Raw genomic sequence first — 12,165 nt, 5'->3', positions numbered from 1 at the left:
CGGCGCGGAGACCGCCACCTTCGGCCGATGCGCGCCTGCGGGCGTCACGCGACGCTGTCGACATGGACATCACGACGATCGGCACCCTCGCGCTGCTCGCCCTCGCCGACTCGACGAGCTTCGGCACGCTGCTCATCCCCCTCTGGCTGCTGCTCGCGAGCTCGCGGCCCCACCCCTCGCGCATGCTCGCCTATCTCGCGACGGTGGCGGGGTTCTACCTGGCGATGGGCGTCCTGCTGTCGATCGGGGCCCGCCTCCTCCTCGACGGGATCCGGGACTGGCTCGCGTCGGACGGCGGCGCGATCGCGATGCTCGTCGTGGGCGGCGTGCTGCTCGCCGGCGCGATCCTCACCGGGACGAGGAAGGACGCCGGTCCGTCGCCGCGCCTGCTCGCCTGGCGCGAGCGCGCCGTCGGAGCGGAGGACGGGCCCATCCGCCCGCTCATCCTGCTCGCCCTCGCCGCGACGGCGATCGAGATCGCCACCCTGCTGCCGTACCTCATGGCGATCGGGATCATGGACGCCGCCCGGCTCCCGCCCGCCGCGCACCTCGGCCTGCTCGCCGCGTACTGCCTCGTCATGGTGGCCCCCGCGCTCGCGCTCCTCGTGCTGCGCGTTGTCGCGCACGCCGCGGTGGAGCCGCTCCTGCGTCGCGTGAACGCCTGGCTCACCCGGCAGGCAGGCGAGATGACCGCCTGGATCGTCGGGATCATCGGCTTCCTCCTCGTGCGCGCGGGCACGAGCCATTTCGGGGGCGTGAGCGACGTGTTCGAGCGCCTGCCCGACATCGTCGCGGGCTGAGTTCAGCAGCCTGCTCAGCAAGGCGCGTCGCGGTAGACCAGAGTGCTCAGGCAAGAGGGGAAACCCGCGGATCCGACTGTGCACTCTGCGTGTTACGGTAGATGCATGCGCTGTGGCGGTCTGCTTCTTCTTAGCTGCCGCGACGAGATCTCGATCTAGGGCCCCTCGTCGCGGAGCTTTCTGTCGGCCCGATCTCGTCTGCAGAACCCGGAAGAAGCATCGATCATGAAGAACAACCAGAAGCCCAGCGCCATGCCGATCCACCGCTATCGGCCCTTCCACGAGCAGATCGCCGTGGACCTCCCCGACCGCACGTGGCCGGGCAAGCGCATCGAGAAGGCGCCCCGGTGGTGCGCCGTCGACCTGCGCGACGGCAACCAGGCGCTCATCGATCCCATGAGCCCCGAGCGCAAGCGCGTGATGTTCGACCTCCTCGTCAAGATGGGATACAAGGAGATCGAGGTCGGCTTCCCGTCGGCCAGCCAGACCGACTTCGACTTCGTGCGCCAGCTCATCGAAGAGGACCTCATCCCCGACGATGTGACGATCCAGGTCCTCACGCAGGCGCGCGAGCACCTCATCGCCCGCACCTACGAGGCGATCAAGGGCGCGAAGCAGGCGATCGTGCACCTCTACAACTCGACGAGCGTGCTCCAGCGCGAGGTCGTGTTCCGCACCGACAAGCAGGGCATCATCGACATCGCCCTGGCCGGCGCGCGCTGGTGCAAGCAGTACGAGGAGACCGTTCCCGAGACGACGGTCTACTACGAGTACTCGCCCGAGTCGTACACCGGCACCGAGCTCGAGTTCGCTGTCGAGATCTGCAACGAGGTCATGAAGGTGCTCGTGCCGACGCCCGAGCGCAAGATCATCCTCAACCTGCCGGCGACGGTCGAGATGACGACGCCGAACGTGTACGCCGACTCGATCGAGTGGATGAGCCGCCACCTCGACAACCGCGAGAACGTCATCCTGTCGCTGCACCCGCACAACGACCGCGGGACGGCCGTCGCCGCGGCGGAGCTGGGCTACCTGGCGGGCGCCGACCGCATCGAGGGCTGCCTGTTCGGCAACGGCGAGCGCACGGGCAACGTCGACCTCGTCGCACTGGGCATCAACATGTTCACGCAGGGGATCGACCCGCAGATCGACTTCAGCGACATCGACCAGGTCAAGCGCACGGTCGAGTACTGCAACCAGCTGCCGGTTCCCGAGCGCAGCCCGTGGGCCGGCGACCTCGTGTTCACCGCCTTCAGCGGATCGCACCAGGATGCGATCAAGAAGGGCTTCGAGGCCATGGACGCGCAGGCGAAGGCCCAGGGCGTCTCGGTCGACGAGATCGAGTGGGCCGTCCCGTACCTGCCGGTGGACCCGAAGGACCTGGGGCGCTCCTACGAGGCCGTCATCCGCGTCAACTCGCAGTCCGGCAAGGGCGGCGTCGCGTACCTCCTGAAGGCCGACCACGCGCTCGACCTGCCGCGCAAGCTGCAGATCGAGTTCTCCGGCGTCGTCCAGGCGAAGACCGATCAGGAGGGCGGCGAGGTCACGAGCGACCAGATCTGGGCGATCTTCCAGGACGAGTACCTGCCGTCGCCCGTCGACGAGCAGCGCTGGGGCCGGTTCGAGCTGCTCGGAACCCGCTCGAACCGCGACGCGTCGGGTGAGGGCACGCTCTCGGTGACGCTCCGCGACGGCGACGCGACGGTCGAGGCGTCTGCCGCAGGCAACGGACCCATCGCCGCGTTCCTCGAGATCGTGCGCGAGCAGGGCATCGACGTCACGCTCTACGACTACGTCGAGCACGCGATGAGCGCCTCGGCCGACGCGCAGGCGGCCGCCTACGTCGAGCTGCAGGTCGACGGCGAGCGCCTGTGGGGCGTCGGCATCGACGGCGACATCTCGACGGCATCGCTCAAGGCGATCATCTCGGCCGTCAACCGCTCGATCCGCGCCCGCGAGGGCGAGCTCGTCGGGGCCTGATCCGGCGACATCGGAGCGGGTCGGGTCCTTCGGGGCCCGGCCCGCTCCGCATGTGCGGGATCAGTCGTCCTCGCGCGGCCTGGTGATGTCGTCGGGCAGGATGATCGCGCCGGTGTGCCCGAGATCGGCCGCGGCGGGGATGTCGCCGGCGGAGATGACGGGGATCTCGCGCGTCTCGAGCGCGACCCGGCGGCGGTTGAGGCGCCGCTGCTCCGGCAGCGACAGGTCGAACACCACCGCGAGCACGCGGATGATCGTCGTGAGCACGATGCCGAGGATCGCGGCGGCGACGATCGGCAGGCCGAGCGCGTACGAGACCGCGAGCGCGGCGTTGCCGACGACCGCGGCGACCGCGTAGAGCGACCCGACGTGCATGATCGCGACCGGGAGCCCCATCGCGATGTCGCGGATCACGCTGCCGCCGACCGCGGCGCACGCGCCGATGAAGATCGCGGGGATGAGCGGGATGCCGTTCGCGATCGCCTTCGCCGTGCCGAACGCGCCGAACATCCCGATCACGACCGCGTCGAGCATGACGATCACCTTGTTCAGGCGGTCGAAGATGCCCGCGAGCAGCATGCCGACGAGCGAGGCGCCCACGGCGGTCACGAGGTACCAGTTGTTCTGGAGGGTCGCGGGGGCGAGTCCGAGCAGGATGTCGCGGATGATCCCTCCGCCCATCCCGATCATCGTGCCGATGATCGCGACGCCGAGGAGGTCCAGTCGCGCGCGCCCGCGGAAGCCCGACGCGAACAGCGCGCCCTGGATGCCGCCGAGGCCGACGGCGAGGAGGTCGGCCCAGAGCGGGATCACGAAGAGCGGCTCGGTCACGCGTCCATCCTCGCGCACAGGCTCGATAATCGAACGGTGCCCACCTATCGAGACGAAGCCGTCGTGCTCCGCACCCACAAGCTGGGCGAGGCCGACCGCATCGTCACGCTGCTGACGAAGCAGCACGGGCGGGTGCGCGCCGTCGCGAAGGGCGTGCGCCGCACCTCGTCGAAGTTCGGTGCGCGCCTCGAGCCGTTCATGGTGGTCGACGCGCAGTTCTACATCGGCCGCAGCCTCGACATCGTGCAGCAGGCCGACTCGCTGGGCGCCTACGGTGCCGACATCGTCGCCGACTACGAGCGCTACACGGCCGCGAGCGCCATGGTCGAGGCGGCCGACCGCGTGAACGAGGCGGAGTCGACGCCGCAGCAGTTCTTCCTGCTCGTGGGCGCGCTGCGCTCGCTGTCGCGCGGCGAGCACGCTCCGAACGCGATCATGGACTCGTACCTGCTGCGCACGATGGCGCTCTCCGGATGGGCCCCCTCGTTCGAGGACTGCGCGCGCTGCGGCGCGGCGGGGCCGCACGACCGGTTCGTCGCGCAGCTGGGCGGCGTCGTGTGCGAGGCGTGCGCGCCGGCCGGCAGCCCCCGCGTGAGCCGGGCCACCCTGAGCCTCCTCGCGGCGCTTCTCGAGGGCGACTGGGAGCGCGTGGACGCCACGCCCGCGGGCGAGCTGTCCGCGGCCTCCGGTCTCGTCGCGGCGTACGCGCAGTTCCACCTCGAGCGCGCCATCCGCTCGTTCAGCCACGTCGAGAAGCACCGTTGACGACCCCGCGAGAGAGCACATGAGCCCCAAGCCCTACACCCACCCCGACGCCGAGCCGTACAAGCCCCTCGACTGGACGGGGCTCCAGCCGCCGGCGTTCGCCGGTCCCGTGCCGCACCATGTCGCGATCGTCATGGACGGCAACGGCCGCTGGGCGAACCGGCAGGGCCTGCCGCGCGTCGAGGGTCACCGACAGGGGATCGAGCAGCTGCTCGACGTCGTCGCGGGCGCGGTGCAGGCGGGGGTGAAGCACCTGTCGGTCTACGCGTTCTCCACCGAGAACTGGAAGCGCTCACCCGAGGAGGTGCGCTTCCTCATGAACTTCAGCCGGATCGTGCTGCACCGCTACCGCGACCAGCTCAACGAGTGGGGTGTGCGCATCCGCTGGGCCGGGCGCAAGCCGCGACTGTGGGGCTCCGTCATCAAGGATCTGCAGGAAGCCGAGAAGCTCACGGCCTCCAACAAGACGATGACCTTCACGATGTGCGTGAACTACGGCGGTCGGTACGAGATCGTCGACGCCGTGCGCGAGCTCGCGGAGGAGGTCAGGGCCGGGCGGCTCAAGCCGTCGGCGATCTCGGAGAAGTCGATCGCGAAGCGGCTCTACGTGCCCGACATGCCGGACGTCGACCTCTTCGTCCGCTCGAGCGGAGAGCAGCGCACGTCGAACTTCATGCTCTGGGAAGCCGCGTACGCCGAGATGGTCTTCCTCGACCGCCTCTGGCCGGACTTCACGCGCGAGGACCTGTGGGAGGCCATCCGCATCTTCCACAGTCGCGACCGGCGATACGGCGGGGCGGTCGACGCGCCGAAGGCGTGAGGGGAATGCCGACGCGTCGCGGCCCGTTGCATCCGGTGTGACGGATGCGATCAAGATCGACGTGTGGAGCGACATCGCCTGCCCCTGGTGCTACATCGGCAAGCGGAACCTGGAGACCGGGCTCGCGGAGGTGGCCGGCGACGACGACGCGCCGCGCGTCGAGGTGACGTTCCACTCGTTCGAGCTCGCGCCCGACACCCCCGTGGACTTCGACGGCTCCGAGCTCGACTTCCTCGTCGGCCACAAGGGCATGGCGCGAGAGCAGGTCGAGCAGATGCTCGAGCGGGTGACGGATGTCGCGGCGGGCGCGGGGCTCGCGTACCGGTTCGACATCCTGCAGCACACGAACACGGTCAAGGCGCACGAGCTCATCCACCACGCGAAGGCGAACGGGCGGCAGCTCGAGGTGACCGAGCGCCTCATGCAGGCCTACTTCACGGAGGGGCGCCACGTCGGGCGCATCGACGACCTCGTCGACATCGCGGCGGAGGCGGGGCTCGATCCGGATGGCGCGCGCGAGGCCCTCGAGTCGGGTCGCCACCTGCCCGACGTCCGTCGGGACCAGGAGCAGGCCCGCGCATACGGCATCAACGGCGTGCCGTTCTTCGTCATCGACGGGAAGTACGGCGTGAGCGGCGCTCAGCCGCCGCAGGCGTTCGCGCAGGTCGCACGCCAGGTGTGGGCCGAGCGCCGTGCGGCGGGAGAGCCCGCCGCCTGATCAGCGGGGGAGCGCGGCCTCGATCGCCTCGACGATCTCGGGCGCGTCCGGCTTGACCGGCGGCCGGAAGCGGCGCACCTCTCCCGAGGGGAGCACGAGGAACTTCTCGAAGTTCCAGGCGACCGGCCCGGCCAGGCCCACGCCGTCGCGGGTCTTCTTGAGCGCCCTGTAGAGCGCAGCGGCATGCGCGCCGTTGACGTTCACCTTCTCGTGGATCGGGAAGCTGACGCCCCACGTCGTGGCGCAGTAGTCGAGGATCTCCTCGAGCGACCCCGGCTCCTGGCCGAGGAACTGATTGCACGGGAAGCCGAGCACCGTCAGGCCCCGGTCGCCGTAGGTCCGCTGGAGCGCCTCGAGCTGCTCGTACTGCGGCGTGAGGCCGCACTTCGACGCGACGTTGACGACGAGCAGGACACCGTCGCCGTAGTCGGCGAGCGTCTTCTCGACGCCGTCGGCGTCGCGGAACGGGATACGGCGGAGATCATCGGGGGCGGTCATGGCCCCAGCCTAAGACGGCTGTGCACACTCGGCTCCGCCTCGGCTGGGGTCTGGAAGAATCGAGGGGTGACCACCGTCCTCACCCCTGCGCGCACGCTGCGGATCGGCCCGCTCGACATCGGCGTGCCCGTCGTGCTCGCCCCCATGGCCGGCATCACCAACACGGCGTTCCGCCGGCTGTGCCGCGAGTACGGCGGCGGCCTCTACGTCAGCGAGATGATCACGTCGCGCGCGCTCGTCGAGCGCAACGCCGCGACGATGCGCCTCATCCGGCACCACGAGTCCGAGAAGCCGCGCTCGATCCAGCTGTACGGCGTCGACCCCCAGACGATCGCGGCCGCCGCGCGGATCATCGCCGAGGAGGACAGGGCCGACCACATCGACCTGAACTTCGGCTGCCCGGTGCCCAAGGTCACGCGCAAGGGCGGCGGGTCCGCTCTGCCCTGGAAGCTCGGCCTGTTCCGCGACATCGTCGAGCAGGCGGTCGAGGCCGCCGGCCACATCCCGCTCACGGTGAAGATGCGCAAGGGCATCGACGCCGATCACCTCACGTATCTCGATGCGGGCCGCATCGCGGAGGACGCGGGCGCCGCCGCCGTGGCGCTGCACGCGCGGACGGCGTCGGAGTTCTACTCGGGCCACGCCGACTGGTCGGCGATCGCGAAGCTCAAGGAGGCCGTGACGAGCATCCCCGTGCTCGGAAACGGCGACATCTGGTCGGCCGACGACGCCGTGCGGATGATGGACGAGACCGGGTGCGACGGGGTCGTCGTCGGGCGCGGGTGCCTCGGGCGTCCGTGGCTCTTCGGCGACCTCGCGCGCGCGTTCGGGGCGCGAGGATACTCGGCGAGCGGAGCGAGCGGCCCCCGGTCGTTGAGCGAGCGCAGCGAGGCGAAGCACTCGGCGAGCGGAGCGAGCGGCCCCCGGTCGTTGAGCGAGCGCAGCGAGGCGAAACGCGAGGTCGACGCGACCCTCGGGTTCGTCGCGCAGGCCTTCCGCCGCCACGCGGAGCTGCTCGTCGAGTTCTTCGACGACGAGGATCGCGGATGCCGCGACATCCGCAAGCACGTCGCCTGGTACTTCAAGGGATACCCCGTGGGCGGCGACCTGCGTGCGCGACTGGCGACGGCGTCGAGTCTCGCCGAGATCGACGACCTGCTCGCCGAGCTCGACCACGACGCACCGTATCCGGGCGAGGCCGCGGAGGGCCAGCGCGGTCGCGCGGGCACGCCCAAGCGCCCCGTGCTGCCCGAGGGATGGCTCGACTCGCGCGAGCTGGGCGAGGCCGCGAGCTGCGAGCTGCGCGAAGCGGAGCTGGACACCAGTGGCGGCTGAGGGCACGGGCGCCGCGCCCCGCCCCGCGGGCTACACGGACGCCGATGCCGAGCGCTTCCACCGCGAGACGCATCGCTCGCAGCGCGATGACTTCGCGCGCGACCGTGCGCGCGTGCTGCACTCCGCTGCCCTGCGGCAGCTCGCCGCGAAGACGCAGGTCCTGAGCCCCGCGAGTCCCGCGGACTTCGCGCGCAACCGCCTCACCCATTCGCTCGAGGTCGCGCAGGTCGGGCGCGAGCTCGGCACCGCGCTCGGGCTCGCGGAGGACGTCGTGGACGCGGCATGCCTCAGCCACGACCTGGGTCATCCGCCCTTCGGGCACAACGGCGAGAAGGCGCTCAACGAATGGGCGTCCGAGATCGGCGGGTTCGAGGGCAACGCGCAGAGCCTGCGCATCCTCACCCGGCTCGAGTCGAAGGTGCTCGACGACGAGCGCTCGTACGGGCTCAACCTGACCCGCGCGACGCTCGACGCCGCGTGCAAGTACCCGTGGACGGTCGCCGACCCGGTGGCCGATCCGGGCGGGCGCCTGAAGTTCGGCGTGTACCCCGAGGACGAGGACGTGTTCCGCTGGCTGCGCGAGGGCGCCCCGGCCAAGGAGCGCTGCATCGAGGCGGAGGTGATGGACCTCTCCGACGACATCGCGTACTCCGTGCACGACTTCGAGGACGCGGTGGTGAACGGGTATCTCGATCTCGCCCACGTCAGCGATCCGGTCGCGCACCATCCGCTCATCGGCCAGGTGCAGCAGTGGGTCGGATACGACTACCCGCGCGACGAGCTCGCCGACGCCCTCTACCGCCTCACGCGCATCCCGATGTGGATGCGCGCCTTCGACCGTTCACGGCGCGACCTCGCCCGTCTGAAGAACCTCACGAGCGATCTCATCGGCCGGTTCGCCCGCGCCGCGGTGGACGCGACGCGTGCGGCCTACCCCGCGGCGTCGCTCACGCGATACGGCGGCCACGTCGTGGTTCCGCGCGAGATCGAGGTCGAGATCGCCGTGCTCAAGGGCCTCATGGGCGCGACGATCGTGACGATCGACGAGCGCCGGCACATCTACGCCGAGCAGCGGCGCGTGCTCAAGCGCATCGCAGACGCCCTGGTCTCGACGGACGCGCTGTGGTCGACCGGCGCCGACGCCCTCGAGCCGGCGTTCGCGGCCGACTTCCTCGCCGCCGACAGCGACGCCGCGCGCACCCGCGTGGTCGTGGACCAGGTCGCCTCCCTGACCGATCAGACCGCCGTCGCGTGGCACAACCGGCTCGTCGGCGAGGTCGACCCCGCCGAGGTCGGCATCTGGGCCCCTCGTCACGCGCGCCGCGGGGCGCCGTCGAAGGCCGCGCGCGCGTCGCAGGTGGCCTGATGCCGCGCATCCGGCAGGCCGACGTCGACGAGGTCAAGGCCCGGACGAACATCGCCGACATCATCGGGGAGCGGGTCGCGCTGAAGTCCGCGGGCGTGGGGTCGCTCAAGGGGCTCTGCCCCTTCCACGACGAGAAGAGCCCGAGCTTCCACGTGCGCCCTCAGGTGGGCTTCTACCACTGCTTCGGCTGCGGCGAGTCGGGCGACGTCTACACCTTCCTGCGCGAGATGGACCACGTCTCGTTCACGGAGGCCGTGGAGAAGCTGGCCGCGCGCATCGGCTACACGCTGCACTACGAGGACGGCGGGCCCGCGCCCGAGACGAGCGGCCGCGCACGCCTGTTCGCCGCGAACGCCGCCGCTGCGGAGTTCTTCCGCGCGCAGCTCATGTCGCCCGAAGCTGATGCCGCGCGCCGCTTCCTCGGGGAGCGCGGGTTCGATGCGGGCGCGGCGGCGCACTTCGGTGTCGGATACGCCCCCAAGGGCTGGGACCACATGCTCGACGCGCTCACGGCGAAGGGCTTCACGCGCGAGGAGCTGACGACGGCGGGGCTCGTCTCCACGAATCAGCGCGGAGGCGTCTACGACCGGTTCCGCGGGCGCGTGATCTGGCCCATCCGGGATGTGACCGGCCAGACCGTCGGGTTCGGCGCGCGCAAGCTCTACGACGACGACCAGGGCCCGAAGTACCTCAACACCCCCGAGACGCCCATCTACAAGAAGTCGCAGGTGCTCTACGGCCTGGACCTCGCGAAGCGCGACATCTCGCGCGGCGACCCTCGGCGGGTCGTGGTCGTCGAGGGCTACACCGACGTCATGGCGTGCCACCTCGCGGGCGTCACGACCGCGATCGCAACGTGCGGCACGGCCTTCGGGGCCGAGCACGTCACGGTGCTGCGCCGCGTCATGGGCGACTCCTCTGCCTCGGGCGAGGTGGTGTTCACCTTCGACGGAGACGCCGCAGGCCAGAAGGCCGCCATCCGCGCCTTCACCGACGCGAAGAGCTTCAACGCGCAGACCTTCGTCGCGGTCGCCCCCGACGGACTCGATCCGTGCGACCTGCGCCTGCAGCGAGGCGACGGTGCGGTGCGCAGTCTCGTCGACCACAAGGTCCCGATGTTCGAGTTCGTGATCGACCGCGCCGTCTCGCGGTTCGACCTCGGGACGGTGGAGGGCCGTGTCGGCGCCCTGCGCGCCGCGGCGCCCATCGTGGCCGAGATCCGCGACCGGCTTCTGCGCCCCGGCTACGAGCGCGTCCTCGCCCGGCGACTGGGCATGGATCCGACCGACGTCCACGGGGAGGTCGAGCGCGCCGCACGGCAGACGTCGGGCGACGCGCAGCGCCGCCCGGAGCCGGCCCGGACAGAGGTGCCCGAGAGTGAGGCCGCGCCCGTGGTGCGCGTGTCGCTCGCGACGCTGCCGCGCGGCACCGACACGGCCATCGAGCGCGACGCGCTCACGGGCATCCTCCAGTACGGGCACCGCGTCGAGCCGAATCTCCTGCATCGCGCGCTCTCCCTGCCGTTCCGCACGCCGGCGCTCGAGGCGGTGCGGGTGGCGGTCGAGGCCGTCGACCGCACGAAGATCGGATGGTCGGTCGCCGCGGTAGAGATGGTGCGGGAGCCCTACCGCTCGCTCGCGGCCGAGCTCATCACGCGCGACTTCCCGGCGCTCAACGAGGAGCGCGCCGTGCTCTCGGTGAACGATCTGTGCCGTCGCATCGTCCTGCGGGCGATCGATGCCGAGAAGAACGAGCTGCTCGGAGCGGTGCAGCGGGTGGCTCCCGAGTCCGAGGAGGGCCGCGCCGTGCGCGTGCGGCTGCGCGATCTCGACATCGAGCGGCGCCAGCTGCTCGACGAGTCCTAGACGGCAAGGCAGGATGGAACAATGCGCGTGCCCGACGACACCGAGAACGCCGTCCGCTGTGTCGACCTGAGCGTGTCCCGCTCGGGCCGCGGCCAGGCCATCCGCGCCGTGGACGGCGTGACCGCGACGCTTCCCGTCGGCGGGACCCTCTGCGTCTCGGGCCCGACCGGCTCGGGCAAGTCGAGCCTGGCCTCCGTCCTCGCCGGCACGCGCGACCGCTCGATCGCCGTGTCGGGAGGTGACGCGTTCGTCACGGGCATCTCGGTGCGCCGCCCCGGTCGCGCGCACCGCGTGCTGACCTATCGCACGGGCTACGTGCCGCAGGGCGGGGGAGCCGCCCTGCCCTCGCGCCTGACCGTCTCCGAGGTCATCACGGAGCCGATCACGTCACGCGACCGGCGCGTGAATCAGCGGGCCCTCGCGGTGCGCGTGGCTGCGCTGCTCGACGAGATGCACCTGCCGCTCGGCGCGGCCTCGAAGTTCCCGTACGAGCTGAGCGCCGGCATGCGCCAGCGCGTCGCGTTCGCGCGCGCGCTCATCCTCGATCCGCGGGTGCTCATCGCCGATGAGCCGCTCGCCAACATCGGGCTCGAGGTGCGGCACGTCATCTTCGACGCGATCATCCGCCGTCAGCAGGAGTGGGGGATGGCCGCGCTGCTCGTGACGAACGATGCGGACCTCGCGCGCGAGCTCGACGCCGATCGCCTCATCCTGCGCTCGGGGCACGTGGTGGCCGCCGGCGACGCCGAGCATCTGGACTGGACGCCGGGCATGAAGAGCACCGAGACGCTGCTCATCGCGTGACGACACGCCCGCGTGCACGGCTCGGTTTCCGTGTGCGCTTGCGCGTTTGCTAAGCTAGGGGAGTTGCCCCGCGGGGCGGCGAGTGATCCTCGGTAGCTCAATTGGCAGAGCAGCCGGCTGTTAACCGGCAGGTTCTTGGTTCGAGTCCAAGCCGGGGAGCTGAGAAGGGCCCGTCCATCGGACGGGCCCTTTCCCTTTCCCTTTGCCGTCGGCGCTTCAGCGCGTGACCCGCATCGGGTTATCGGCCAGAAAGAGTGGATGGGTCGGGTGTGTCATCCTCGTCCTGCCCACCCGGCGCGGGCCCAGAGGCCTTCGGTGGCGTCGAGGCCTTGCCCGTAGAGGGTGGGGGTGATCTGGTCGTCGTGGCGGGGTTCGGGTCGGGT

At 70.7% G+C, this 12,165-nt stretch carries 11 protein-coding genes and 1 tRNA gene; 10 read left to right on the top strand and 2 right to left on the bottom strand.

Translation table 11 applies throughout. The features are described from left to right. Window positions 1-62 precede the first annotated feature (62 nt). Together ACOWU6_RS12000 and leuA are read left to right on the top strand one after the other, a co-directional pair. Complete coding sequence (locus ACOWU6_RS12000; RefSeq protein WP_282977774.1) at window positions 63-800, top strand: GAP family protein; 738 nt, start codon at window positions 63-65, stop codon at window positions 798-800. A 225-nt stretch (window positions 801-1,025) separates the two neighbouring features. Then, entirely contained in the window at window positions 1,026-2,780 is a 1,755-nt protein-coding gene (gene leuA, locus ACOWU6_RS11995) for a 2-isopropylmalate synthase (RefSeq protein ID WP_421075828.1), read from the top strand. Window positions 2,781-2,840: 60 nt separating this feature from the next. Here the strand turns inward: leuA and ACOWU6_RS11990 are convergent, their stop codons facing one another. Continuing rightward, window positions 2,841-3,611, bottom strand: coding sequence for a trimeric intracellular cation channel family protein (locus ACOWU6_RS11990; RefSeq protein ID WP_271171895.1), 771 nt, complete (start codon window positions 3,609-3,611; stop codon window positions 2,841-2,843). Between the two features lie 36 nt (window positions 3,612-3,647). Between ACOWU6_RS11990 and recO the strand changes: the two genes are divergently transcribed. The 3 genes from recO to ACOWU6_RS11975 are packed head-to-tail and all read left to right on the top strand — an operon-like array spanning window position 3,648 to window position 5,914. Continuing rightward, window positions 3,648-4,376 carry a DNA repair protein RecO gene (gene recO, locus ACOWU6_RS11985; protein ID WP_282977771.1) on the top strand — a complete coding sequence of 243 codons (729 nt, stop codon included), beginning with the start codon at window positions 3,648-3,650 and terminating at the stop codon, window positions 4,374-4,376. A gap of 19 nt (window positions 4,377-4,395) precedes the next feature. Beyond that, on the top strand, window positions 4,396-5,196 hold the full coding sequence (locus ACOWU6_RS11980; protein ID WP_282977770.1) for an isoprenyl transferase: 801 nt from the start codon (window positions 4,396-4,398) through the stop codon (window positions 5,194-5,196). A gap of 37 nt (window positions 5,197-5,233) precedes the next feature. Continuing rightward, window positions 5,234-5,914: a DsbA family oxidoreductase gene (locus ACOWU6_RS11975; RefSeq protein ID WP_421075827.1), complete on the top strand. Its 681-nt coding sequence runs from the start codon at window positions 5,234-5,236 to the stop codon at window positions 5,912-5,914. Here the strand turns inward: ACOWU6_RS11975 and ACOWU6_RS11970 are convergent, their stop codons facing one another. Next, a complete protein-coding gene (locus tag ACOWU6_RS11970) occupies window positions 5,915-6,412 on the bottom strand; it encodes a glutathione peroxidase (RefSeq protein WP_271171891.1) in 498 nt (165 codons plus the stop codon). It lies immediately after the preceding gene. Between the two features lie 66 nt (window positions 6,413-6,478). On the opposite strand from ACOWU6_RS11970, the gene dusB reads away from it, so the two are divergent. The 5 genes from dusB to ACOWU6_RS11945 all read left to right on the top strand — a co-directional run bounded on the left by dusB (window position 6,479) and on the right by ACOWU6_RS11945 (window position 11,941). Next, entirely contained in the window at window positions 6,479-7,747 is a 1,269-nt protein-coding gene (gene dusB, locus ACOWU6_RS11965; protein ID WP_421075826.1) for a tRNA dihydrouridine synthase DusB, read from the top strand. Continuing rightward, the gene (locus ACOWU6_RS11960) at window positions 7,737-9,113 is read left to right on the top strand and encodes a deoxyguanosinetriphosphate triphosphohydrolase (RefSeq protein ID WP_271171889.1); all 1,377 of its coding nucleotides are present in this window, start codon (window positions 7,737-7,739) and stop codon (window positions 9,111-9,113) included. Before dusB ends, ACOWU6_RS11960 begins: the two co-directional genes overlap by 11 nt. Continuing rightward, window positions 9,113-10,978 (top strand): DNA primase, encoded by a 1,866-nt coding sequence (gene dnaG / locus ACOWU6_RS11955; protein ID WP_421075825.1) that lies wholly within the window; start codon window positions 9,113-9,115, stop codon window positions 10,976-10,978. Before ACOWU6_RS11960 ends, dnaG begins: the two co-directional genes overlap by 1 nt. A 21-nt stretch (window positions 10,979-10,999) precedes the next feature. Continuing rightward, window positions 11,000-11,782: an ATP-binding cassette domain-containing protein gene (locus tag ACOWU6_RS11950; protein ID WP_271171887.1), complete on the top strand. Its 783-nt coding sequence runs from the start codon at window positions 11,000-11,002 to the stop codon at window positions 11,780-11,782. Window positions 11,783-11,868: 86 nt separating this feature from the next. Continuing rightward, window positions 11,869-11,941 (top strand) — tRNA-Asn (locus tag ACOWU6_RS11945). Window positions 11,942-12,165: the final 224 nt, after the last annotated feature.

The organism is Microbacterium sp. SA156 (assembly GCF_049065455.1).
Taxonomy (GTDB): Bacteria; Actinomycetota; Actinomycetes; order Actinomycetales; family Microbacteriaceae; genus Microbacterium; species Microbacterium barkeri.
The sequence above is the reverse complement of the archived record's forward strand: the minus strand, read 5'-3'. Positions and strand labels throughout refer to the sequence as shown.

What these genes read in the sequence shown, in the direction of transcription:
- ACOWU6_RS11970 (WP_271171891.1), bottom strand. Translation starts at nt 6,412, where the DNA reads ATGACCGCCCCCGATGATCTCCGCCGTATCCCGTTCCGCGACGCCGAC.
- dnaG (WP_421075825.1), top strand. Translation starts at nt 9,113, where the DNA reads ATGCCGCGCATCCGGCAGGCCGACGTCGACGAGGTCAAGGCCCGGACG.
- ACOWU6_RS11950 (WP_271171887.1), top strand. Translation starts at nt 11,000, where the DNA reads ATGCGCGTGCCCGACGACACCGAGAACGCCGTCCGCTGTGTCGACCTG.
- leuA (WP_421075828.1), top strand. Translation starts at nt 1,026, where the DNA reads ATGAAGAACAACCAGAAGCCCAGCGCCATGCCGATCCACCGCTATCGG.
- ACOWU6_RS12000 (WP_282977774.1), top strand. Translation starts at nt 63, where the DNA reads ATGGACATCACGACGATCGGCACCCTCGCGCTGCTCGCCCTCGCCGAC.
- ACOWU6_RS11980 (WP_282977770.1), top strand. Translation starts at nt 4,396, where the DNA reads ATGAGCCCCAAGCCCTACACCCACCCCGACGCCGAGCCGTACAAGCCC.